At 73.1% G+C, this 23,088-nt stretch carries 24 protein-coding genes; 8 read left to right on the top strand and 16 right to left on the bottom strand.

The genetic code is table 11. From position 1 onward, the window contains the following. Positions 1 to 9 precede the first annotated feature (9 nt). Entirely contained in the window at positions 10 to 1,668 is a 1,659-nt protein-coding gene (locus ACLJT4_RS14550; protein WP_411122815.1) for a GAF domain-containing protein, read from the bottom strand. 416 nt (positions 1,669 to 2,084) lie between these two features. On the opposite strand from ACLJT4_RS14550, the gene ctaD reads away from it, so the two are divergent. Together ctaD and ACLJT4_RS14540 are read left to right on the top strand one after the other, a co-directional pair. Beyond that, positions 2,085 to 3,734 (top strand): cytochrome c oxidase subunit I, encoded by a 1,650-nt coding sequence (ctaD, locus tag ACLJT4_RS14545; RefSeq protein ID WP_411122814.1) that lies wholly within the window; start codon positions 2,085 to 2,087, stop codon positions 3,732 to 3,734. A gap of 13 nt (positions 3,735 to 3,747) precedes the next feature. Next, on the top strand, positions 3,748 to 4,194 hold the full coding sequence (locus tag ACLJT4_RS14540; protein ID WP_411122723.1) for a hypothetical protein: 447 nt from the start codon (positions 3,748 to 3,750) through the stop codon (positions 4,192 to 4,194). A gap of 77 nt (positions 4,195 to 4,271) precedes the next feature. Here ACLJT4_RS14540 and ACLJT4_RS14535 read toward each other — a convergent pair whose 3' ends face one another. Then, positions 4,272 to 4,712 carry a GNAT family N-acetyltransferase gene (locus ACLJT4_RS14535; protein WP_411122722.1) on the bottom strand — a complete coding sequence of 147 codons (441 nt, stop codon included), beginning with the start codon at positions 4,710 to 4,712 and terminating at the stop codon, positions 4,272 to 4,274. Between the two features lie 156 nt (positions 4,713 to 4,868). Here ACLJT4_RS14535 and ACLJT4_RS14530 point away from each other — a divergent pair, with 156 nt between their 5' ends. After that, complete coding sequence (locus ACLJT4_RS14530) at positions 4,869 to 5,546, top strand: TIGR00266 family protein (protein WP_411122721.1); 678 nt, start codon at positions 4,869 to 4,871, stop codon at positions 5,544 to 5,546. Between the two features lie 94 nt (positions 5,547 to 5,640). Here the strand turns inward: ACLJT4_RS14530 and ACLJT4_RS14525 are convergent, their stop codons facing one another. Then, positions 5,641 to 6,543: a LysR family transcriptional regulator gene (locus ACLJT4_RS14525; protein WP_411122720.1), complete on the bottom strand. Its 903-nt coding sequence runs from the start codon at positions 6,541 to 6,543 to the stop codon at positions 5,641 to 5,643. Positions 6,544 to 6,642: 99 nt separating this feature from the next. Here ACLJT4_RS14525 and ACLJT4_RS14520 point away from each other — a divergent pair, with 99 nt between their 5' ends. Continuing rightward, on the top strand, positions 6,643 to 7,386 hold the full coding sequence (locus tag ACLJT4_RS14520; protein WP_411122719.1) for an SDR family oxidoreductase: 744 nt from the start codon (positions 6,643 to 6,645) through the stop codon (positions 7,384 to 7,386). A gap of 76 nt (positions 7,387 to 7,462) precedes the next feature. Here ACLJT4_RS14520 and ACLJT4_RS14515 read toward each other — a convergent pair whose 3' ends face one another. From ACLJT4_RS14515 to nsrR, 4 genes are all read right to left on the bottom strand, one after another. Continuing rightward, the gene (locus ACLJT4_RS14515; protein ID WP_411122813.1) at positions 7,463 to 8,731 is read right to left on the bottom strand and encodes an MFS transporter; all 1,269 of its coding nucleotides are present in this window, start codon (positions 8,729 to 8,731) and stop codon (positions 7,463 to 7,465) included. A gap of 274 nt (positions 8,732 to 9,005) precedes the next feature. Continuing rightward, a complete protein-coding gene (locus tag ACLJT4_RS14510; protein WP_411122812.1) occupies positions 9,006 to 9,386 on the bottom strand; it encodes a hypothetical protein in 381 nt (126 codons plus the stop codon). 115 nt (positions 9,387 to 9,501) lie between these two features. Beyond that, positions 9,502 to 10,731, bottom strand: a complete 1,230-nt coding sequence (locus ACLJT4_RS14505) for a globin domain-containing protein (protein ID WP_411122718.1) — start codon at positions 10,729 to 10,731, stop codon at positions 9,502 to 9,504. A 105-nt stretch (positions 10,732 to 10,836) separates the two neighbouring features. Then, positions 10,837 to 11,289, bottom strand: a complete 453-nt coding sequence (nsrR, locus tag ACLJT4_RS14500) for a nitric oxide-sensing transcriptional repressor NsrR (protein ID WP_411122717.1) — start codon at positions 11,287 to 11,289, stop codon at positions 10,837 to 10,839. Between the two features lie 168 nt (positions 11,290 to 11,457). Between nsrR and ACLJT4_RS14495 the strand changes: the two genes are divergently transcribed. Further along, the gene (locus tag ACLJT4_RS14495) at positions 11,458 to 11,871 is read left to right on the top strand and encodes a cupin domain-containing protein (protein ID WP_411122716.1); all 414 of its coding nucleotides are present in this window, start codon (positions 11,458 to 11,460) and stop codon (positions 11,869 to 11,871) included. A gap of 9 nt (positions 11,872 to 11,880) precedes the next feature. Here the strand turns inward: ACLJT4_RS14495 and ACLJT4_RS14490 are convergent, their stop codons facing one another. From ACLJT4_RS14490 to ACLJT4_RS14475, 4 genes are all read right to left on the bottom strand, one after another. Continuing rightward, a complete protein-coding gene (locus tag ACLJT4_RS14490) occupies positions 11,881 to 12,546 on the bottom strand; it encodes a carbonic anhydrase (protein WP_411122715.1) in 666 nt (221 codons plus the stop codon). Between the two features lie 48 nt (positions 12,547 to 12,594). Continuing rightward, complete coding sequence (locus ACLJT4_RS14485) at positions 12,595 to 14,088, bottom strand: sensor histidine kinase (protein ID WP_411122714.1); 1,494 nt, start codon at positions 14,086 to 14,088, stop codon at positions 12,595 to 12,597. Next, on the bottom strand, positions 14,081 to 14,758 hold the full coding sequence (locus tag ACLJT4_RS14480; RefSeq protein WP_411122713.1) for a response regulator: 678 nt from the start codon (positions 14,756 to 14,758) through the stop codon (positions 14,081 to 14,083). Before ACLJT4_RS14480 ends, ACLJT4_RS14485 begins: the two co-directional genes overlap by 8 nt. A 176-nt stretch (positions 14,759 to 14,934) precedes the next feature. Next, positions 14,935 to 16,116, bottom strand: coding sequence for a permease (locus tag ACLJT4_RS14475; RefSeq protein ID WP_411122712.1), 1,182 nt, complete (start codon positions 16,114 to 16,116; stop codon positions 14,935 to 14,937). A gap of 148 nt (positions 16,117 to 16,264) precedes the next feature. Here ACLJT4_RS14475 and ACLJT4_RS14470 point away from each other — a divergent pair, with 148 nt between their 5' ends. Then, entirely contained in the window at positions 16,265 to 16,846 is a 582-nt protein-coding gene (locus ACLJT4_RS14470) for a GNAT family N-acetyltransferase (RefSeq protein ID WP_411122711.1), read from the top strand. A 107-nt stretch (positions 16,847 to 16,953) separates the two neighbouring features. After that, positions 16,954 to 17,808 (top strand): DUF4344 domain-containing metallopeptidase, encoded by an 855-nt coding sequence (locus tag ACLJT4_RS14465; protein WP_411122710.1) that lies wholly within the window; start codon positions 16,954 to 16,956, stop codon positions 17,806 to 17,808. Positions 17,809 to 17,885: 77 nt separating this feature from the next. Here ACLJT4_RS14465 and ACLJT4_RS14460 read toward each other — a convergent pair whose 3' ends face one another. Further along, entirely contained in the window at positions 17,886 to 18,479 is a 594-nt protein-coding gene (locus ACLJT4_RS14460; RefSeq protein WP_411122709.1) for a TetR/AcrR family transcriptional regulator, read from the bottom strand. 81 nt (positions 18,480 to 18,560) lie between these two features. Here ACLJT4_RS14460 and ACLJT4_RS14455 point away from each other — a divergent pair, with 81 nt between their 5' ends. Then, the gene (locus ACLJT4_RS14455; protein ID WP_411122708.1) at positions 18,561 to 19,388 is read left to right on the top strand and encodes a class I SAM-dependent methyltransferase; all 828 of its coding nucleotides are present in this window, start codon (positions 18,561 to 18,563) and stop codon (positions 19,386 to 19,388) included. A 93-nt stretch (positions 19,389 to 19,481) separates the two neighbouring features. On the opposite strand, the gene ACLJT4_RS14450 is transcribed toward ACLJT4_RS14455, so the two are convergent. The 4 genes from ACLJT4_RS14450 to ACLJT4_RS14435 form a co-directional block, all read right to left on the bottom strand. Then, complete coding sequence (locus ACLJT4_RS14450; RefSeq protein WP_411122707.1) at positions 19,482 to 19,862, bottom strand: SH3 domain-containing protein; 381 nt, start codon at positions 19,860 to 19,862, stop codon at positions 19,482 to 19,484. Between the two features lie 170 nt (positions 19,863 to 20,032). After that, entirely contained in the window at positions 20,033 to 20,692 is a 660-nt protein-coding gene (locus tag ACLJT4_RS14445) for a DUF3558 family protein (RefSeq protein ID WP_411122706.1), read from the bottom strand. Between the two features lie 11 nt (positions 20,693 to 20,703). Next, positions 20,704 to 21,327: a hypothetical protein gene (locus ACLJT4_RS14440; RefSeq protein WP_411122705.1), complete on the bottom strand. Its 624-nt coding sequence runs from the start codon at positions 21,325 to 21,327 to the stop codon at positions 20,704 to 20,706. Then, positions 21,324 to 23,072 (bottom strand): hypothetical protein, encoded by a 1,749-nt coding sequence (locus ACLJT4_RS14435; RefSeq protein ID WP_411122704.1) that lies wholly within the window; start codon positions 23,070 to 23,072, stop codon positions 21,324 to 21,326. Before ACLJT4_RS14435 ends, ACLJT4_RS14440 begins: the two co-directional genes overlap by 4 nt. Positions 23,073 to 23,088: the final 16 nt, after the last annotated feature.

The raw sequence follows: 23,088 nt of genomic DNA, 5'->3' as shown, positions 1-23,088 counted from the left end.
CGGGCCGGCTCATGCGGGCAGCGGCACGCACCAGACGATGCGCGTGCCGCCGCCCTCCGGCGCCCCGACGGCGAGTCGGCCGCCGAGCATCTCCGCCCGGGCCCGCATGTTGGCCAGGCCCCCGGTGTGCGGTGCGGCCCCGACCCCCACCCCGTCGTCCGCCACCGTCAGCGTCACCGTGTCGGCGGTCACCGACAGCGCCACGTCCAGACGGCGGGCGTCGGCGTGGCGGGCGGCGTTGCTGAGCGCCTCGGCGGTCACCGCCACGAGGTGCTGGGCGACCTCGTCGGGGACCGCGGCGTCCACCGGGCCGTCGATCCGCAGTGCCGGGGCGAAGCCGAGGGAACCGGCCGCCCGTTGCACCGTCTCGGTGAGGTCCCGGCGCAGCCCCCGCCCGTCCTTGCCGTCGCCGGTGGTGCGCAGGCCGAAGATGGTGGACCGGATGATCTTGATGGTGGTGTCCAGGTCGTTGACCGCGCGGCCGACCCGCTCGACGGCCTCCGGGCGCTCGATCAACCGGGTCGCGCTCTGCAACGTGATGCCGGTGGCGAACAGCCGCTGGATGGCGAGGTCGTGCAGGTCCCGGGCAATCCGGTCGCGGTCGTGGAGGACCGTCAGCTCCTCCGACTCGGCCCGCCGACGGGCCAGTTCCAGGGCGATCACCGCCTGGTCGGCGAAGCCCGATATGAGCCGCACCTCGGCGTCGTCGAACGCCGGCCGCCCGGCCAGGCGGATCAACCGCAGCGCACCGCAGCCGGTGTCCACCTGGAGCGGCACGGCCACCGCCGGCCCGTAGACCTCCCCGGCGTCCCCGCCCGGCGCGGCACCGTCCACCGCCTCCCCGGGCACCGCGGCGGCACCGTCCGGTCCGAGCGGATACGCCCGCGGATCGGCCCGCAGGTCGGCGCTGACCACCGGCCGGCCGCTGCGGACGGCCATGCCGGGCAGCGAAGCGTCCGCCGGCACGCGCAACCCGGTGATCCGGCTCGCGCCCGTCCCGCACGCCACCGTCACCGTCAACTGGTCCGGGGACGAGGCCGACGGCAGCAGCACCGCCGCACAGTCCGCGCCGGCCACCTCCCGCGCCCGGTCCGCGATCAGCCGCAGCACCTCCTGCGCGTCCGTCCCCGACAGCAGGCTGCGGGTGATCTCGCCGAGCGCCTCCAGCCAGCGCTCCCGGCGGCGGCTCTCGTGGTACATGCGGGCGTTGTCGATCGCCACGCCCGCCGCGGTGGACAACGTGGTCAGCACCGCCTCGTCGTCCGCGTCGAACGAGCCGCCGCCCCGCTTCTCGGTGAGGTAGAGGTTGCCGAACACCTCGTCGCGGACCCGGACCGGCACCCCCAGGAAGGTCCGCATCGGCGGATGGTTGGCCGGAAAGCCATAGCTGTGCGGATGCCGGGTCAGGTCGGTCAGCCGCAGCGGCTCCGGGTTGCGGATCAGCTCCCCGAGGATGCCGTGGCCGCACGGCGTCCGGCCGATCAGCCCGATCAGCTCGTCGGACATGCCGACGGGCAGGAACTGCGACAACTGCCCGTCGCCGACGACGCCGAGCGCGCCGTACTCCGCGTCGGTGAGGGTGACCGCCGCCTCCACGATGCCCCGCAGCACCTGCGGGAGTTCGAGGTCCCGGCCCAGGCCCATCACCGCGTCGAGCAGGCCGCGCACCCGGTCCGGCTCGTGGAGCTGCGGCCCGTGGACACCGTTCGCGGTCGGTGCGTACTGCTGCGATTCGGACATGACCGTGCTGCTCCCAAAGATCCCGTACGTCTGCTCGGCAGCGTACGTGATCACCGCCCGGACGCCGGCGGGTACCGGTGCCGTCCGGCCATCCGGAACGGGCCGGCGCCGGGCCGGCCGTCCCCGCACGAAGGGGCCGCTCGCGGTCCGGGGAAGGGCTGTTCGGCCCTGCGGACCGCACCTCCCGCCGGCCGACGATGGATGCCGCCGGGAAGGGCCGGTCTCCCCCGTGCCGATGGCTCTTCCCGGTCCTGGCCGCTTCCCGGCCCAGTTCACGTTTCCGAGGTGGAGGACACAGCACCGTGGATGGTTGGGAAGTACGGACAACGGCGGTCAGGGAACCGGTGCGCGGCCGGGCCTCGGCCCGGCCGCCACGCCGCAACAAGGCGGTGCAGTGGCTGACGACCACCGACCACAAACAGATCGGAACGCTCTACCTCGTCTCGGCGTTCGTCTTCTTCCTGATCGGCGGGCTGATGGCCCTGCTGATGCGGGCCGAACTGGCCCGTCCGGGCACGCAGATCCTCTCCAACGAGCAGTTCAACCAGGCGTTCACCATGCACGGCTCGGTGATGCTGCTGCTCTTCGCCATGCCGCTGTTCACCGGCTTCGCCAACTGGTTGATGCCGCTCCAGATCGGCGCCCCCGACGTCGCCTTCCCCCGGCTGAACATGCTCGCCTTCTGGCTGTTCCTGTTCGGCTCGCTGATCGCCGCGGCCGGCTTCCTCACCCCGCAGGGCGCCGCGGACTTCGGCTGGTTCGCCTACGCACCGCTGTCCGACGCCGTCCACTCGCCAGGGGTGGGCGCCGACATGTGGATCATGGGGGTGGCGTTCTCCGGCTTCGGCTCCATCCTGGGCGCCGTCAACTTCATCACCACCATCATCTGCATGCGCGCCCCCGGCCTGACGATGTTCCGGATGCCGATCTTCACCTGGAACGTCCTGCTGACCGCGGTGCTGATCCTCATGGTCTTCCCGGTCCTCGCCGCCGCACTGTTCGCCCTGGAGATGGACCGCAAGTTCGGCTCCCACGTCTTCGACGCGGCCAACGGCGGCGCCCTGCTGTGGCAGCACCTCTTCTGGTTCTTCGGCCACCCCGAGGTGTACGTCCTGGCCCTGCCGTTCTTCGGCATCGTCTCCGAGGTCATCCCGGTCTTCGCCCGCAAGCCGATGTTCGGCTACGTCGGCCTGATCGCCGCGACCATCTCGATCGCCGGCCTCTCGGTGACGGTCTGGGCGCACCACATGTACGTCACCGGCGGCGTGCTGCTGCCGTTCTTCGCCTTCATGACGTTCCTCATCGCGGTGCCCACCGGGGTGAAGTTCTTCAACTGGATCGGCACCATGTGGCGCGGCTCGCTGTCCTTCGAGACCCCGATGCTGTGGGCGACCGGCTTCCTGGTGACCTTCGTCTTCGGCGGTCTGACCGGCGTCATCCTGGCCTCCCCGCCGCTGGACTTCCACGTCTCCGACACGTACTTCGTCGTGGCGCACTTCCACTACACGCTGTTCGGCACCGTGGTCTACGCGATGTTCGCCGGATTCCACTTCTGGTGGCCCAAGTTCACCGGCAAGATGCTCGACGAACGCCTCGGCAAGATCACCTTCTGGACGCTCACCGTGGGCTTCAACCTCACCTTCCTCGTCCAACACTGGCTCGGCGCCGCCGGCATGCCCCGCCGGTACGCCGACTACCTCGCCGCCGACGGCTTCACCACCCTCAACACCCTCTCCACCATCGGCTCCTTCCTCCTCGGCCTCTCCTTCCTCCCGTTCTTCTACAACGTCTGGAAGACCGCCAAATACGGCGCCGAGGTCCGCTGCGACGACCCCTGGGGCTACGGCCGGTCCCTGGAGTGGGCCACCTCCTGCCCGCCGCCGCGCCACAACTTCACCTCGCTGCCCCGGATCCGCAGCGAATCGCCCGCCTTCGACCTCCACCACCCCACGGTCGCCGCCCTCGCCGAGGCCCGGCCCACCGCCGACCACTGAGGAAGGAGCGGTCATGCCGTCTCCCGCCGTCCTCGCCCTCGGGACGACCGCGCTCTGCGCCTCCGGCTGCGTCTGGTACCTGCCCGCCGCGGCCGACCTACGGGCCGGCGCCGACCGCCCCGTCTCCCGACGGCTCGCGGCCGCCGCCTGCCTGACCGTCTGGGCCACGGTGGCGCTGTCGGCCCCGCTGCTGCTGGCCGCCGCCTCCTGGACCACGCTCGGAGCGGTCACCGCCGTCGGCACCGGCACCGCGGCGCTCCTGGCCGCCCTCGCCCGCGCCCGCCGCGGCCGCGAGGAGCGGACGACCCGGCGGACCTGGGTCGCCCTGCGTCTGCGGCCCCCGGCACGGGCCCGGCCGTCGGGCGCCGCCCGCTCGACCCGGGTCTTCCTCTGCTGGTTCCTCCCCGGTTACGCCGTGGCCGCCGGTGCGCTGACAGTGGTGCTGGTCGGGGGACGGTAGGCGGCGGGAGGAAACCGCGCGTGCTCCGGCGCGGGCCGCGGCGCCGCGGCCCGCGCCGGAGCACGCGCAGCCCGTGGTCAGCGCAGCCGCAGGTCGATCCACGGAACGGTCTCGCCGGGCAGCACGTAGCGCTCCCACTCGACGAACCCGCGCCGTTCGGCGAACCGCAGGCCGTCCCCGTTCGACGACAGCACGACCGTCTCGATCACCCGGGCACCCAGCGCGCGGGCCCGGTCCAGCCCGCGGGCGTAGAGCTCGGTCCCGAACCCCTGCCCGCGGTGGGCGGGGAGCACCCGGGCGATCACGGTCGCGGTGCCGGTGTCGTCGACCGGCGGGCGCACGGTGCTGCAACCCACCAGTGCGCCGTCGAGATGGGCGACCTCCAGGTGGTGGCGCCGGGACCGGTCCGCCACGTCCTCCAGGGACAGGACGTGGGTGGGGATGATGGTGTTGTGGACGTGTTGCCAGTCGCCGAGTTCGGCCTCGGTGACCGGCCGGGTGAAGTGCAGGGTGGACATCACCGAAGGAAATCCCGGGCGTCCGCGTTCGTCAATCGTGTTTGCGGGCCGAGGGCCGACACCGCACGCGTGCGGGGACCACCAGGTGCAAGGCCGCGCATCCCGGCCCCCGTAGCATCGACCCGTTGGGAACGGTCCGTCGAGAGAAGGCCGAAGATGCAGATCGAAGTCCGACACGCCCCGTCGTTCGCGGTGGCCCGGGTGCAGTTGGGTGCGGGCGAGGTCGTCCGTGCCGAGTCCGGGGCGATGATGGCCACCTCCGCGGGCATCGGTGTCGAGGCGAAGGCCGAAGGCGGCCTGTTCAAGGGGCTCAAGCGCAGCGTCCTGGGCGGCGAGTCCCTCTTCATCACGCGGTTCAGCGCGGGCCCGGCCGGCGGCTGGGTCGACCTCGCGGCGCAGTTGCCCGGCGATGTGACCGCCATCGACGTCGACGGCGGCGTCAGCCTCGCCCGCGGTGCCTGGCTGTGCTCGTCGGAGGGCATCGACCTGGACACCAAGTGGGGCGGGTTCAAGAACCTGGCCGGCGGCGAGGGCGGCTTCCTGGTGCGGGCCGAGGGCCGGGGCCAGGTGCTCGCCGCCTGTTACGGGGCGCTGGACGAGGTCGAGTTGGCGCCTGGTGAGCAGATGGTCCTCGACTCCGGGCATCTGGTCGCGTTCGGCGACGGGGTCTCCTACACGACCCGCAAGGTGACCAAGGGGCTGATGCAGACCCTCAAGTCCGGCGAGGGCCTCGTCTTCGAGTTCACCGGCCCCGGCCGACTGTGGACCCAGAGCCGCAACCCCAACGAGTTGGTCACCTGGCTGACCGTGAAGCTCCCCTTCAGCCGGGGCTGATCAGTCCCCGTCCTCCCGGTGGCGCACGGCGCGTCCGTGCGGCGTGACGAGGTACGACTGCCGCACCACGCAGAGGCAACGGAGTCAACGGGACTCAGTTGACGGCCCGTTGGTGGTTCTCCCGTCGGGAGGCCGTGCCGAACACCGTACGTGCGATGCCTTCCAGCGATCCGAGCAGCGGGTTGGTGTCGTCGGCGCGCGTGACGAGCACGAGCTCGCAGGGATCGACGTCGATGACGGGGACCAGGGCGATGTCGTCGCGCACGGCAGCGCGGCGATCGCCGGCAGGGAAGAGCGCGACGCAGTGGCCGGTGGCGATGAGCTCCAGCTTGTCCTCGTAACCGTCGTCGACCGTGGGCGGGGGCGGTGCCGGGAGGCCGCCGACCGGCTTGGGCGTGCTCCAGACAACCGGAGTGCTGGCACAGGCCACCCACTCCTCGTCCGACAGGGCCCGCAGGCTGACGGCGTTCTCGTGCGCCAGACGATGACGCGCCGACATGACGAGCACCCGCGATTCCTCATGGAGCTTGGTCACCCGGAGGCCCTCCGTGGGGAACGGCAGGGGCCTGTACACGACGAGGGCGTCGACTCGCCCCTCGGCGAGGGCGCGCGTGTCCCGCCAGTCCAGGTGCCGGGTGCGGACCTGGCCGTCGGGGTGCCGGCGGCGCAGTTCCTGCACACAGGCGGTGATGACCAGTCCTCCGGCGCAGCCGACGGTGACGGCAGGGGGCCGGACGGCGGCTCTGGCCGTGCGAGCGGCTTGCTCGGCCTCTTGCAGCAGTGTCCGGGCCCTGGGAAGGAATGCCTGACCGGCGCCGGTCAGGCTGCTGCCCTGCGGCGAGCGGTCGAAGAGCCGGACACCGAGTTGAGACTCCAGCCGTTGGATCTGGCGGCTCAGTGACGGCTGCGCCAGGTGCAGCCTGGTGGCGGCCCGGCCGAAGTTGCCGTACTCCGCCACGACCGTGAAATAGCGCACGAGCCGCAGATCGACGTCCATCCGCTCAGGGTACGTCGCGTGTCGTCATACGCCTGGGACATGGCGGCATGCGGAACAGGTCTTGGACAGGGGATGCGGGTGGGCATTTGGCTTGAGGGCATGACCACTTATGACGGCAAGAAGATCGTGATCACGGGCGGAAGCCGCGGGATCGGCCTGACGACGGCCCGGTTGTTCGCGGCCGGTGGGGCGCACGTACTGATCACCGGCCGCGACCAATCCGCCCTGGACGCCGCGCTGGAGCAGTTGGGGGACAGGGCCGTCGCCGTCCGCAGCGACGCCGCGTCCCTGAAGGACATCCAGGCACTGGCCGGCACCGTCCAGGAGCGGTTCGGCGCGGTGGACGCGCTGTTCGTCAACGCCGGTGTCACTGCGTCCGCGCCGTTCGACTCGACGACGGAGGAGCTGTACGACGCGCTGTTCGACATCAACGCCAAGGGCCCGTACTTCACGGTGCAGGCGTTGGCGCCGCTGTTGCGCGAGGGCAGCGGCGTGGTCCTCACCACGTCGGTGGTGAACGTCCTGGGCCTGGACGCGCTCAGTGTCTACTCGGCGAGCAAGGCAGCCCTGCGATCGATGACGCGGACCCTGGCCCGCGAACTGCTGCCGCGCAAGGTGCGCGTCAACGCCGTGAGCCCCGGCCCCATCGACACGGGAATCCTGGACCGCTCCTTTCCCGCCGACGCCGTCGAGACGATGAAGGACACCTACCGGAGCACCAACCCTATGCAGCGACTGGGCACTTCCGAGGAGGTGGCCGCCGCGGTGGCGTACTTGGCGTTCGACGCGACCTTCTCGACGGGAACCGAGCTCCCTGTCGACGGAGGGGGTTCGCAACTCTAGGCGTGCTGACCGCATTGGGGCGCCGGGGCGTTGGGGCCGCGGTGGTGAGGGGCGCCCGCCCCGGCAACCGCGGTGCTCAGCGCTCACGACCCGACGCGTGCCCAGGCTCGCGCTCGTGCAGTGCGGCGGTGTCGGGAGCGGGTCGGCGGGGCCGGCGCAGGGCTGTCACCGCGGATGACACGGCCGGGGCCGCGACCAGGGCGAAGCACACCGGCAAGGGGAGGCGGCCCACCAGCAGTCCGGTGGCGGCCGTCGCCCCCACTGAACCGGCGTTGTAGGCCGTGTTGACCCACGCGCCCGCTGTGGTGCGGGTGGCCGGACCGGCGCACTCATCGGCGATCAGGTAGGCGGTGGTGAGGGCCGGGGCGACGAACAGTCCGCCGAGCCCTGCCCACACGACGAGCACGTAGGGATGGGGGGAAAGCCCCGATACGGCCAGGGTCAGTCCCATGACCGCCGCAAGGAACGCCAACCGCAGTCTGCTTGCGGCGCGCCAGGGGACGGCACCGTAGACCAGGCCGCCGATCGCGCTGCCACCGGACAGTGCGGCCAGGATCCAGGCGACCGCCTCCGGCTCGTCGAACGCGTCGGCGAAGGCGATCACGAGGAGATCGAACGCTCCCAGACACATGCCCGCCGCCGCGGAGACGGCGATCGCCTGCCGCAGTCCGGGGGCGCCGTGCAGCAGCCGCCGGCGCAGCGGGGCAGGTGGGAGATCGGAGACGAGTCCCTCTGGCGGCGCCGACCCGGCGGGAGCCTTCCTGCGCCCCACCCAGCCGTGGACCGCCGGAGACGAGACCAGGGCGAGTGAGCCGGTCGACACCAGTGCGGCGCTCGTTGCGATCCCGACCGGTGGTGCGGCGACCTGCACCAGCAGGCCCACCAGCAACGGTCCGGTGACGAAGAGGAGTTCCTCGGCGACCGTGTCCAGACTGTAGGCGCGCTGCAGCAGCCGCCGGTCGGGAACCAGGTCGCTCCACAGCGTCCGCATCACCGGGCCGAGCGGTGGCGTACAGGCGCCGGCGGCCACCGCCAAGACGCCCAGCAGAATCCCTGAGGTGCCTGGCTGCGCGGTCGCGAAGGCCAGTGCGGTCAGCAGCAGCGCGTAGGCGGCGGCCATGGGGAGCAGGGCCCGGCGCGGCCCGTGACGGTCGATCAGACCGGCACGGGTCGGCGAGAGGAGGACACTGGTCAGCCCGAAGAGGGCCATGACGGTGCCGGCCACGGCATAGGAGTGGGTGGTCTCCTTGATCGCCAGCACCAGCGACAAGGAGACCATTCCGTAGGAGAGTCGGCCCAGCAGCGCCGCACCGAACGTGCGGCAGGCGTAGCGGGTGCGCAACACGGCCGCATACGAAGGGGCCATGGAAGACACAGGCATGTTCGTGTTCCTCGGAGACAGCGCCGCGCTGAGGGCGCTCCAACGTGCAGGGGCAGCGAGGGCCGCGCCCGGTGGGCGCGGTCGGCACGGGCTCCTATGCACGAGGGAGGAACATGCGGGCACCGTAGCAGAGCACGAGGTCGGCCGGACCGCGCCCGCCCGGTGATCGGCGCCGACCTGCGTGAGCGCGGCGTCCGACTGCCTGCGCGCGAACCGTGCCCCGATCGGTCGGCGGATCCTAGGCGCCCGACCCCAACACCGTGACGCCGAGCGCGAGCAGGGCGATGACCTTGGCGAGCTCGCAGGCGACGTAGTACAGGTGGGCGCGGGACCGGGGGAGCTGCTCGCCGGCGAGGACGCGCTCGGAGCGGCGGTTCAACACGGGGCGTACGGCGGCGAGTTGGGCGGCCAGGAGGAGTACCGCGAGTACTGTCAGGACGATGACCGGCACGGTGGGGGAGGCGAGCGCGACCGCGGTGACGAGCGCCACGGCCAGCACCGCCTCCACCGCGTTCAGCGCGCGGAAGACGATGCGGCCGATGCCGAGCCCCAGCGGGAGGGTGACGCCCGGGGCGCGAAACTTCAGTGGCGCCTCAAGGAACGAGATCGCCAACACCATCCCGAGCCACACGAAGGTGACGGCGATGGCGGCCGCGGTGCCGGTGCCGTGGAGGTGGTTCACGGGCCTGGGGTCCTTTCGTCGGGTGGTGCGTCCGTGCTGTCCGGGGGGCTGGTCACGACTGCCCGAGCCAGAGGTCGGGGCCGAACACCTCGTAGTGGATCGTCTGCGGCGGCAGGCCGCGGTCGAGCAGCGCTCCGCGGAGCGTGCGCATGAACGGCAGGGGGCCGCAGAGGTAGGTGGTGACGTCGGAGGGGAGCGGGAGCGCGCTGACGTCCGCCCGGCCCGCGGAGACCGTCACCCGTGCGGACGGGGAGGACGGGGCCGGCGTGGGCGCCGCGTGCCCCGGGTCCTCGTACCAGAGGTGGAGCGCGGCCTGCGGCAGTTCGTCGACCAGTGCGCGGAGTTCGCCGCGGTGGGCGTGGTCGGCCGGGGTGCGGTCGGCGTGGACGACGACGACCGGGCGGGACGATCCGCTGGCGACCAGGTGGTTGAGCATGGCGAGCATGGGGGTGCCGCCGATGCCGGCCGAGGCCAGCAGCAGCGGTCCGTCGCCGGCCGGCAGGGTCAGGTCGCCGAACGGGGCGGAGACGGTGAGCACGTCACCGACGCGCGCCTGCTCGTGCAGCCAGGAGGACACCTCGCCCGCCGGTCCGTCGCCCGCGCGGACGCGCTTGACGGTGATCCGCCAGTCGGGGTGGCCGGGCGCGGAGGAGAGGCTGTACTGGCGGATCTGTCGTGCGCCGTCGGGGAGTTCGACCTGCACGCTGACGTACTGGCCGGGGCGGAAGGCGGGGGCGGCGGTGCCGTCGGCCGGGCGCAGGGTGAGCGCGAGGGCGTCGGGGGTCTCCTCGTGCCGGGCGACGACGGTCATCGGCCGCCATGTGCCGCCCTCGGGCGTGCCCTGCTGCTCGTAGAGGCGGGCTTCGATGGCGATCAGGGCGTTGGCCATCAGCCAGTAGACCTCGTCCCAGGCGTCCGCGACCTGCGGGGTGACGGCCTCGCCGAGGACGTCGGAGATCGCCGCGAGGAGGTGCTCGTTGACGATCTTGTACTGGTCCGCGGTGACGCCGAGGGAGGCGTGCTTGTGCGCGATCCGGGCGAGCATCGCGTCGGGGCGGGCGTCGGGGTGGTCCAGCAGCATGCCGGCGAAGGCCGCGATCGAGCCGGCCAGGGCCTGCCGCTGCTGACCGTTGGCCTGGTTGCCGCGGTTGAAGAGGTCGCGCAGGAGGTCCGGGTGGGCGCCGAAGAGCTTGCGGTAGAAGACGGTGGCGATCTCGTCGATGGCGGCGCCCACGGCGGGCAGGGTGGCGCGGACTATGGGTGTGGACTGCTCGGAGAGCACGGATCAGCTCCAATAATTCGTAGATGATCTACCAATTTAAGGATGTGGTGGATCTTCGGGCGGCGCCCCGCCGTGGGTGGGCGAGGTGCCGGGGTGGTCAGTGGGTCAGTCGGGGGTTCGGCTGATCGGGCCGGTGAGGCTGAGCAGTACCGGGCCGGTGGGCGCGGCCACCACGTCGGACACGGTGAGCGGATCGAGCGTGGCGTAGAACGCCTCCTGCGCCTCGCGCAGGGCGCGACGCAGTCGGCAGGCGGCCCGCAGGGGGCAGGGCGGATCGCCTTCGCAGGCGACGACCTCGTCCTCGCCCTCCAGCTCGCGCACCAGCCAGCCGACCGATGCCCGATGCCCCAGTCCGGTCAGTTCGAGTCCGCCGCCACGTCCGCGCCGGGCCTCGACCACGCCGAGGTGCTGGAGCCTGCTGATCGCCTTCGCCATGTGGGTGTACGGCACGTCCATCACCTCGGCCACCTCGCGCGTCGTCAGGGTGGTGCCCTGCTTCGCGACGGCCAGCCGCATGACGGCGCGCAGCGCCAGGTCAGTGAACTTCGTCAACCGCACGCCACGACGGTATCAAATGTGCATGCTAGGTTCGCATTCAGGGGGTGGTTCGGTATTCAAGAGGGCGAGCCCCGAGCCCGGCGGCCGGACACAGGAGTAGGAATGGACCCGCAAGGCCCAGCACGACCCGCAACAACCGCGTGAACACGCATCGGACGGTGACCCTTGATGGCTGACACCCCGCACACCGGGGGCGCCGGCGCCCCCGAGCCCGCCGCCGACCCGGTTCCGCGGCTGCTCTGCGACGCCCGGGAGCTCGCCGCGGACGACCCGGCCCGGGCCGGAGCGCTGTGGCGGCTGGCCGAGGCCGGCCGGCAGCTCGACGCCAACCTGATCCGACTGCCGCCTGAGGGACGCGTCGAGGAGCACGTCGAGCCCGACCTCGACGTGCTCCTGTACGTCGTGTTCGGCGACGGTGTCGTGGACACCGCGCAGGAGCGACGGCCGCTCACCGAGGGCGGCGTGCTGTGGCTGCCCCGCGGGTCCCGCCGGAGCCTGACCGCGGGCCGGAGCGGCCTGGCGTACCTCACGGTCCACCGTCGCCGCCCCGGACTGCAGATCAAGAGCCGCCGCGACTCCTGACCCGGTGCGTCAGGCGGTCGACGCCAGTGCCGCCGGCAGGGCGGGACGGAGCGGGCGGAAGGTGCGGGACGCGGCGTCCCAGCCGAGCGTCTGACCGCTGCGGTCGTCGTACTGCCAGGCGTGCACGCGCAGCCGGCGGGTGGCCAGGCGCCGGGAGACGCACGGGTAGGTGCGCAGGTGGTGGAGCTGGGCCAGCAGGTGGCGCTGCTCGGGCGTGTGGCCGCCGCCGGTGGACTGGTGGTCGTGGTCGGGGCCCGGGCGGTGGGCGGCGCGGGTGAACCAGTTGCGCGCGAGGGGCAGTTCGACCGGGGGCGGGTCGTCCTGGAGGGCCTTGAGGGCGGTGCAGTCGGTGTGCCCGCACAGGATGACGTCCGGGACGTGCAGCGTGCCGAGCGCGAATTCGAGGGTGGCGGCGATCGCGCAGTGGGCGTCCGAGCGGTAGCGCGGGACGACGTGTCCCGCGGTGCGCAGTTCGTGCAGTTCGCCCGGTGCGGTGCCGGTGAGCAGCGTGGGCACGACCCGGGAGTCGGAGCAGGTGATGAACAGCGCCCGGGGCGTCGCTCCGGGCGCCGACGCCTCGACGGCCGCCCGGTCGTCGGCGGTGCGGTCGTCGACCGCACGGGTGTCTGCCGGGGCGGGGGAGAGGGTGCGGGCGGAGTGGATGAGGGTACGCATGATGGACCTCCGATGGGTTGAGGTGGCAGGGAGAGGGGTGGAGTTCCCCTAGGGAGCGGCCGGGACGGGCTCGGTGGGGCGGGGCGCCGCGGGCAGGGTGACCGTGAAGCGCGCGCCGCCCCCGTCGGCGTCGCCGACCTCGATGCGGCCGTCGTGCCGGTGGACCACGTCGCGGACGATGGCCAGGCCCAGCCCGGCCCCGCCCTCGTCCCGGGTGCGGGCGTCGTCGAGGCGGATGAAGCGGGTGAAGATGCGTTCCCGGTCGGCCGGGGGGACGCCCGGACCGTCGTCGGTGACGTCCAGGACGACGCTGTCCGCCGGGCCCCGGCGCACCGCGACGCGGACGACCGAGCCGGCGTGGCGCTGGGCGTTGTCGAGGAGGTTGCCCAGCACCCGGGTGAGCTGGGTGCGGCTGGCGCTGACCGGGAGTGGCGCGTCGGGCAGGTCGGCGGTGATCGGGAGGCGGTCGCCGGAGCGGTGCGCCAGTTCGTCCCGGACGAGTTCGGGCAGGTCCAGGCGCTCGGCGCGGGGCCGTTCGCCGGCGTCCAGGCGGGCCAGGAGCAGCAGGTCGGTCGCGACGCGTTCCAGGCGGACGGTGTCCTCGATCAGGCCGTCCAGTTCGAGCAGGTGCGGATGGGCCCGGGCCACCTCCAACTGGGTGCGGAGACTGGCGATCGGGCTGCGCAGCTCGTGCGAGGCGTCGGCGACGAACTGCCGCTGGCGTTCCGTCGACTTCTCCAGGGCGGCGAGCGTGGCGTTGGTGGTCTGTGCGAGGCGGGCGACCTCGTCGCGCGAGGCGGGCTGGGGGACCCGTCGGGACAGGTCGCCGCCCATGATCTCGGCGAGTTCGGCCCGGATGCCCTCGACCGGGCGCAGGGCCCGGCGGGTCACCAACCAGGTCACCGCGGCCACCACCAGCAGGAGCGCCGGCAGGCCGATCAGCATCGCGTCGCGCACCCCGTCCACCGCCTGCTGCTCGGTGTCGAGGGAGGCGCCGGCGTAGACGGTGACGGTCTGTCCGGTCGGGGAGGTGGCGAGCAGCCCGGCGACCTGGAAGTCCTGGTCGGAATGGTCGTCGTGCAGCTTCAACGTGACCGTGCGGAACGCGGCGTGCTCGCTGGCCGAGCCCCGCGCAGGGGTGTCGTCGTCATCGTCGTCGTGGTCATCGTGGCCGTCCGGCCGGTGCGGCGCGCGGGCGAAGTCGGCCAGCGGCGGGGCGTGGTGGAGGCCGTCGCCGGCGGCCAGCACCTTGCGGTCGGCGTCGACCACCTGCACCGGCCGGTCGTCCTCGTCGGGCATGTTGAGGTGGTCGAAGGGCGTGCCGACCGCGACCTGGGTGGCGACCTCGCGGGCGACCACCTCCGCCTGGAGGCCGGCGCTGTCGACGAGGTTGCGCTGGAGCACCCCGAGGACCGCGGCCCCGGCGGCGACCAGGGCCAGCGCCACCACCACGGTGGAGGCCGAGGTGGTGCGGGCCCGGACGGACCCCCACCAGCGGGGCTGGCGCGGCTGCGACGGCGCCGCGGCGGTCTGCTCAGCCACGGTCGGCCGCCAGCCGGTAACCGGCGCCGCGCACGGTGGTGATCGAGCGCCGGCCGAACGGGGCGTCGATCTTCCGCCGCAGGGCGCTGATGTAGACCTCGATGATGTTCGGGTCGCCGTCGTAGGCGAAGTCCCAGACGTGCTCCAATATCTCTGCTTTAGAGACGACATGTCCGGATCGCGACGCCAGGTACTCCAACACCGCGAACTCCTTGGCGGTGAGCGGGATCTCCTCCTCGCCGCGGGCGCAACGGTGACCGCTCGGGTCCAGCACCAGGTCACCGAGGCGCAGGACGGGGCTGCCGCCGCGCGTCCGGCGGCGCAGCAGCGCCCGGACGCGGGCCAGCAGGACCACGTAGGAGAACGGCTTGGTGAGGTAGTCGTCGGCGCCGGTGTCCAGCCCCTCCGCCTCGTCGTACTCACCGTCCTTGGCGGTCAGCATGAGGATCGGGGTTTCGTCACCGGCCGCGCGCAGGGCCGCGCAGACGCGGTAGCCGTTCATCCCGGGCAGCATGATGTCCAGGATGAGCAGGTCGTAGCCCTGGGTGGTGGCCAGGTGCAGACCCTCCCGGCCATCGTGTGCCACGTCCACGGCGAAGCCCTCCGCCGCCAGCCCCTTGGCCAGGGTGGTGGCGAGGCGTTTTTCGTCCTCCACGATCAACAAGCGCATGACGTCAGACTGCCAGAACGTTCCTGAAGGGCTCTTCAGGTAGCTTCAGGTGGGCTTCAGCTCGGGAGCGTCACGGCGGTGGCCGCGCCCCTGACGCACCGTCGGTCGGAGCGGCACCGGCCGCCGGCGCGACGGTCCTGACGGCGCGCACGACGGGCGGCCGGTGGCACGCCCTGTCACGGGCCGCGCCGACCCGCTGGGTCCCCCTGCCCGTCGTCGCGCCCACCGGCGAGGGCGCCGCCCATCGTGCGGAGCATCTCCCGGCCACCGGTGCGGAAGAACCGCACCAACAGGGCCGCGGCCAGCGCGAGGAAGGCCACGTTGAGCCAGGTGGTGTAGTTCAGGGTGACGCCCTCCTGCGGGATCCGCGCCCGGGCCTGGTCCGGGACGAGCCCGAGCCCACCGAAGACGAACTCGACCACGTACCCGGCGACCGCGCTCGCGACGTAGAAGGTGCCGAGCAGCAGCAGCGCCATCCTGGGGCCGTAGTACTTCCGGTAGATGCCGAGGATCGGCAGGATCAGCAGATCCGCGAAGACGAACGCCACCACCCCGCCGAAGCTGATCCCGCCCTTCCACAACACCACCGCGAGCGGAACGTTGCCGATGGAGCAGACGAACGACGCCATCGCGACCAGGGGACCGACGAGCGGCCCCCAGAACTTGGCGGCGAGCGGATGGCCGTCGAAGAAGAAGGACCGCCAGAAGGCGTCGGGCACCCACGCCGCGATGGCACCGGCGACGAGCAGACCGGCCACCAGGTCCCGCAGGATCGCCGCCCACTCCATGACGAAGACGTGCGCGGTGGCCGTGACGCCCTCGGGCGAGCACAGCCGGCGCAGGAAGGAGCCGTCGCGCCGGACGGACATGTCCATCGCGGCGTGCCCCTCCATCGAACCGGCCAGGCCGCGGTCGGCCTGCGCCCGGGCCGCGCGCAGCAACGCCGGCGTCAGGAAGGCCCGCAGCAGCAACGCCAGCACCACGATCATGACCGGCCCACCCACGAACTCGGCGGCGGTGAACTGCCACCCCATCAGCAGCGCCAGGATGATCCCCAGTTCCACGACCAGATTGGTGGAGGCGATCTGGAACGCCATCGCGGCGGTGAAGTCCGCCCCCTTGCGGAACAGCGAACGGGCCAGCGCCACCGCGGCGTAGGAGCACGAGGACGAGGCCGCACCCAGCCCGGCGGCGAGTGCCAGGGTGCGCGGGCGGTCGTCACCGAGCGCCGCGACCACGGTGGACTTGCGGACCACCGCCTGGACCACCGCGGACAGGCCGAAGCCCAGGATCAGCGCCCAGGTGATCTCCCAGGTCATCGAGCCGGTGAGGGACAGTGCGTGGAGGACGGCGGACATGCCGGCATCCTTTCCCGGGCGTCCGGCCCCGCCGCGGACGGACACGCGCGGGCCCCGAGCGGCCGCCGGCCCGTCGCCGCCGGGCCGGCCCGGGCCACCCGGGACGATCCGTCGTGCCGCCCGCACCCCGCTGGTACACAATCGGCGGGTGCAGATCCTCGTGTTCCCCGAAGCCGCCACCCCCGCCGAACTCCGGACCCAGGTGCGGGAGCTCCAGGAACAGGCGTGGCCGTCGGCGCGGGGCACGGCCCCCGGGCCCACCGAGCCGGTCCACGACCCCGCGCTGCGGCCGCGGTCGATGCTGCTGGTCGACGACGGGACCGTCCTCGCCGCGCTGGACGTCCTCGCCAAGGAGCTCCGGCACGCCGGCTGCGACTACACCGCCGGTGGCCTGAGCACGGTCGTGACGCGCCTGGAGGCGCGCGGCCGGGGGCACGGCCGGCGGCTGGTGACCGCGGCTCGGGAGGCTCTGGCCACTGGGGGTTACGACCTGGGGTTGTTCACCTGCGACCGACCGTTGCGCGCCTTCTACGAGAGCGCCGGCTGGCACCACCTCCCGGGCACCGTCCTCATTGGCGGAACCCCGCAGGCGCCCTTCCCCAGTGATCGGCCCGGGTTCGACAAGGTCACCATGGCGGACTTCTTCTCGCCGCGCGCCCGGCAGGCCCGGGCCGCGTTCCGCGACAGCCGCATCGCGCTGCACCCCGGGAACATCGACGCGCTGTGGTGATTCCCGTCCGATCCGCCGCCGGCGTGGAACCTCCAGCTCCGCACACGCCTCTTCCCAGCTCGGACGGACCGCCGCGGTGCGCGGCCCAGGCAGTGAGGAGCAGGCGGATGGGCCGCTGGACGGGGCACACCACACGGGCGTTGCTGGCCTTGGCCCTGGCGGCCGCGGTGACCGGCTGCACGGCCGGGCGGGACGCGGCCGAGCCGACGGACGGCGCGGGCCGCCAAAGCCACGGCAAGGGCGGCTCGAACGGCTTCGTCGTGCAGTACCGCACCGGCGGCCGGGCGGCGACCGCCATCGGCTACCTCCGCGCGCACCGCATCCTGGACGCGGCCGCCGACCGGTTGAACGCCACCCTCAAGGTGCCGCAGCGCATCCCGTTCGTGGTCCGCTCGTGCGGTGCGGCCGAACCCGCCTACGACCCGGAGGCCGGCACCATCGACTTCTGCGCCGAGCACGTCGACGAGATACGCGAGCGCTTCCGGCAGGCCGGCCCGAGCCCCGACCGACCCGGCGGCACGGTGGCCGCCGAGGCCCATGTGGCCGCCGTGCTGGAGGAGACCGCCTACCACGAGGGCGCCCACGCCCTGATCGACCGCCTCGGCCTGCGCTTCACCGGCCGGGAGGAGGACGTGGCCGACCAGTTCGCCGCGGTGCTGCTGATCGGCCAGGGCCGTCCCGGCGAACGCAAGGCCCGCGCCGCGGCGGACGACTACGCCCTGGCCGCCGAGGAGACCCCGTTGGACGCGGCCGACCTGCGCGACGAGCACAGCCTCGACGGCCAGCGCGCGGCCAACTACGCCTGCTACGTCTACGGTGCGCACCCGGATCGGCACGAGGACCTCGTGGGGAGCGACGCCCGGCTTGACGCGGAGCGCGCCGAGGGCTGCCCCGACGAGTGGGCGCAGGCCAGGGACGGTTGGCGGCAACTCCTCACCGCGCACCTCAAGCGCCCCCTGTGACGTCGTGGGCGCACGGGCGCTGATGTCCGGCCCCGAGCCCCCGCCCAGGCGCTACGACACCCTCCGCCGGGCCCGCGTCACGGTTCGCGCACCACTCCGGCGATGACCGCGGTCACGACCCGGTGAACGGCCGGCGCGTCGGGCGCGGTGCCCTCCCGGTCCGCGAACAGCAGGTGGCCGGCGCCGATCAGGGTGGGCGCGAGGACGTCGACGTCGGCGTCCGCGGCGATCCGGCCCAGTGCGCGCTCGGCGGTCAGGTAGGAGGCCAGCATCGCGGTGGCTTCGGCGAGGAGCGGGACGCCGGTCGAACCGCCGGCGCGTAGTTGGGCGCGCAGGCCGTCGCGGGAGATCACGAGCGAGACGATCGCCACGGCGACCGGCCCGAACACGTCGAGCAGCGCGGCGGTGAGGCGGTCGGCGACGGAGCCGGTCCCGGCGGCCGCGCGCAGCGCGGTGGCCTGGTCCTCGATCCGACCGATCCGGTCCCGCACCAACTCGGCGAGGAAGGCGTCGAAGTCGGCGAAGTGCCGGTGCAGGACGCCCTTGGCGCAGCCCGCCTCGGTGGTGACCGCGCGGCTGGTCAGCGCGTTCGGCCCGGCCCGCAGCAGGATCCGCTCGGCGGCGCCGAACAACTGCTCCCGCACATCGCGGATGGCCACTCCTGTCGGCACGGGTGCGCCCCTTCCCTCGGTCGGATCCCGCAATCCTCCCATCCGGTTGACGAGTGGGCATGCGCCCACCATAGTGGGCGCATGCCCACTATGCCGCCCTCAGGGCTCCCCGAAGCGCGTCAACACCGGCAGGTGGCGGAGTCGTTCGGCACCGACGCCGCACGTTACGACCGGGCCCGGCCCCGCTACCCCGACGCCCTCGTGCGACGGATCGCGGCCGGCCTCCCCGACCCCGACGTCCCCGACGTCCTCGACGTCGGCTGCGGAACGGGCATCGCCGCCCGGCAGTTCCGCGCGGCCGGCTGCCGGGTGCTCGGAGTCGAACCGGACGCACGGATGGCCGACGTGGCCCGCGCACTCGGCACGGAGGTTGACGTCGCGCGGTTCGAGGACTGGGACCCCGCCGACCGCACCTTCGACGCCGTGGTCGCCGGCACCGCCTGGCACTGGATCGACCCCGTCGCCGGCGCCGAGCGGGCCGCACGGGCCCTGCGCCCCGGCGGCCTCCTGGCGCCGTTCTGGAACGTCTTCCGGTTCCCCGACGATGTGGCGGACGCGGTCGTCGGTGCCTGCCGGCGGGCGCTGCCCGACGCGCCGTTCGACGTCACCGCGCTGACGAAGGGTGCCCTCGACGCCTACCGGCAGGTGTGTGCCCGGGCCGCCGACGGCATCCGGGACGCGGGCGGCTTCGACGAGCCGCAACAGTGGCGCCACGACTGGGAGTGGACCTACACCCGGGACGCCTGGCTGGACCAGATGCCCACCCTGGGGGCTTTCACCCGCATCCCGCCGGCCGCCCTGAGCGACGTGCTGGCGGGCGTCGGGGCCGCCATCGACGCGCGGGGTGGCAGCTTCACGATGGGCTACGCGACGGTGGCGCTCATCGCCGTGCGCACCGAGACCGCCTGAACCGCGCTCCGGAGCACGGCGGTTGCCCCGGCCGGGCGGAGCGGCGCGGTTCCGTCCCGCCCGCACGCGGCCGGGACGGAACCCGCCGACGGATCAGCGGTGCCGGTCCGCGCACCAGCGGGGTGCGGTGCCGAGGGTCTCGACGTAGCGCGCCGACAACCAGGTGACCCGGCCCTCCCCGACCTCGTACCAGCGCGGATTGCCGTGCACGTTCTCCCCGTTGACCTTGCAGCGGAGGGTGACGACGGTGCCGTACGGCAGCGAACCCACCGCCCGGTACGCGGTCCCGGGGCCGTCCCGCAGCTCCAGGCCGTTCTTGGCGATCACGCGGCCCTTGGACGGGCCGTGGCCGCCACCCGCGGTGACCCCCGCGGGGCTTGCGGCGGCGGCCGTGCCGGTGCCGAGGACACCGCAGAGGAACCCGGCGCAGGCGAGTACGGCGGCGCCGCGGCGGAACGGGGACAGGTGTGTCATGACCGACCTCCCGATCGCGATCCATCCGGCTGTCCGGACGGTTCGATGCCAGGCGAGAATGCCCCGACCGGCGTCCGGATCCTTCGTCGGGCGAGCGAATTCACCGGCACGGGACCGCCTCGAATACCTGCCCGGAGCGGCGGCCACGGCCTCCGGCGTGCGAGGGAGCGTCAGGACGGCACCCTCGGGGCAACCTGGGTGGCGAAGGTGGCGGCGGAGTCGCACAGGTTCGGTTGTGTCCCGGCGTCCGCCTTGACGTGCACGAACACCTTCCCGAACGAGGTGGGCCAGACGATCGCGCACCCCTGGTCGTTCCCGAGCACCGACGCGGACGGAACTCCGGTGACGCTGGTCGGTGTGGGTTCCGGCGACACCGGGATGTCCTTGGCGTAGATCAGCGTGTAGGTGAGGGCTGCGCCGCCTGCGGTTCCGGTTCCGCTCCAGCTGCATGCCTTCAGCCCGGCCTGCGGATCGCTGGGGTTGTTCGGGCGGCCCGCGGACAGGCCCCAGGCCGCGGCCGTGTTCGCGTCGAGTGCCGCGCACGGGTCGGGAGCCGCGGCCAGACCGTCCGAACCCGGCGAGGAGACCGACCCGCCGCCGGGACTGCTCGACCAACCGCCGCCGGGCGCGGAGGGCGGGGCGCCGCTCCACGCCGGGGAGTCCGGTTGGCCGTCGCGTGCCAGTTGCCACAGCCCGACCACGGCCGCCGCGACGAGCACGACCGCGGAGCCCGTCACGATGAGCATGCGCCGGGACCTGCCGTCGGGCGGCGCACCGACCGGTCGCGCCGGCTCCAGCCAGTCCTGCTTGTCCTCGTCCCACTGGTCCATGCCGGCCCCTCCTAGCCCTGGCCGCCGAGGAGTTGGGTGATCTGCTGGACGACCGCCGTCGCCGAGGCGAGCCCCGCCACGGCCGTCGCGCCGAGGTCGAGGCGGTCGCGCAGCCACTGCAGACGGTCCCGACGCACCTGCCCGGTGCCGTCGATCTCCTCTTCGGCGTCCGCCAGTCGGGCATCGATCTCCGACGTCTCGTCCGTCGCGGTGAGCAACGGCAGGTGCTGACGCAGGGTGCCCAGTGCCGCCCGGAGTTCGGGCGGCGCGTCGAGCGCCGGTTGCGTCGAGGCGTCCAGTGCCCGGGCATCCGCCCCCGCGGCCGCCGCGCCGCCGGTCATCACGCCGATACTGATGCCGCCGGCGGCGCTCGTCGGTACGGCGGGCGCCTCGGGCCCGCCCGCGGGCGGGAGCGCCGGTGCCGGGCGGCCGTCGCGCACCGAGCGGTCCTCGGCGGCGGCCCGCTCCCCGGCCGCGACCGCGCCGCCGGTCAGTACGCCGATGCTGATGCCGCCACCGGCCCGGTTGCCGCCCGCCGCGTCACCGGGCGGGGCGGCGTCCGTCACGTCGTCACCGACCTCCCGGCCGTGCACCGGCTCCTGCTCCTGCTCCTGCTCTTGCTCCTGAACCGTCATCCTCGACCGCCCCCCGTCTCCGTCGACCCGTCCGTGTGCTTCGCCAGGGCGCGCTCGCCGGAGGCGACCGCACCGCCGCTCATCCCGCCGATGAACACCCCGCCCTCACCCACGTTGATGATGTACTGGTCGAACACGCCCGTTTCGTAGCCCTTGTTGCGCAGGGCCTCCTGCACCCCGTTGGCGATCCGGTCCTGGAGCGTCTTCACGTACCGGCTGATGTCCATCTCCTGGAACAGCGAGAGTTCCGGCACGCTCCCCAACTCCCGTACGGACGCGACCGGTGCGTCCGGCAGGGCGTGTTCCGGCATCGTCAGCCACGTGCGCATCAGGGACACCGCCGTCTGGCACAGCGAGACCGCGGCGGCGCATCCCGCCGAGGGGCTGGTCAGCACGCTCCTGATCACGTCGCGCAGCGGGCCGTCCCCGCCGTGCGCCGCGACCACGTCCACCGACTTGAACTCCGGGCGCACCGGCGTCAGGACGTGCGGGGCGACCTCCAGGACCAGCATCCCGCCCTGGGTGTGGATGCGGACCAACAGGCAGATCGCCACCTGCTCGTCCCAGGCGCCGACCCGCACCCGCAGGAAGTGGCGGCGGGCCTCGGCGCCCTCGCCGACGGCCCGTTCCAGGTGCTCGCGGATGACGTCCGGCCCGTAGTCCACCTCGTCGCGCGCCAGTCCGACCGGCAGGTAGACCAGTTCCTCGACTTCGAGGGAGCGGAGGCGGTCCCGGCTGGTGGCCGCGGCGGAGGTGCGCAGCGCCTCCAGCCGGGGCTTGATCAGATCGACCACCTCCCGGCCGGTGAGCGGGGCGGGGACGCTCCCGGGCCGCCGCTTCGTGAAGGAGGGCGGCGCCGGGCGCGACGGGGACTCCGGCGCCTCCTGCTCCGGTGACCCGGCCCAACTCTGCTGTTTCAGTTCCATGGCGACCGACCATGGCTTGTACGGCGTGCCGGCGCCGACGAAGGGCCGGAACGGGTCGTAGATGGCCAGCCGGGCGTGCTGCTCGCGGGCGATGGCCGCCCCGATGCGCCGGTACTGGGCGGTGGCCGGCAGCGCCGCCCGCCGCCCCCCGGCGAAGGTCTCGCGGCCGAGTTGGTGCCGCATGACGGAGACGACGTGCGCCCGGTGCGCCCAGATCGGCGGCACCAGCAGGACCGGGAACACCACGGCGATCCAGGCGTCGCCGCCGCGGAACAGGGTGGTGAGCACGGCCGCCCCGTACACCACCGCCACCACGAACGGCAGTACCGGCAGCACTGCCTTCAGCCGGCCGCGGGTGGCTTCCTTGAGCACCGAGCGCCCGAGGGCGAAGAGGGAACTCCTGGTTCCGCGCACGAGCCAGGACACGACGCAGACCGCCCCGTAGGCCACGAACCACGGCACGGGGAGGAGCGACTGTGCACCGACGTCGGCCAGGTCGAGCCCGATGAACACGGCCCAGACGGCCAACAGCAACAGCCCGGTCTGCGCCTCCCGGCGGCGCGCCGACAGCGCGTGGGCGAGGACCGGCAGGGCGTCGAAGCCGAGCGAGGGCGCTATCGGGCGCTCCTCGTGCTCGACCAGTTCCTGGATGACGCGGCGACGGAACTGTCCGTCGAAGTAGACCCCCGCGCACAGCAGGCGGGTGGCTTCGCTGAGGCCCTGCTCGGAGGGCGGTCCGTCGGATGGCGAGGAGGGGTCCGTCGGCGATGGAGTGTTCGACGGAGCGGTCGCTGGTTTTTCGGGGAAGGACAAGATCATGCACCCCCGTGATCGA

Origin of the sequence: Streptomyces sp. x-19 (assembly GCF_046549115.1) — a bacterium.
Lineage (GTDB): Bacteria > Actinomycetota > Actinomycetes > Streptomycetales > Streptomycetaceae > Streptomyces > Streptomyces albulus_C.
Note: the sequence above shows the minus strand (reverse complement) of the source record. Positions and strands in the feature narration are given on the sequence as shown.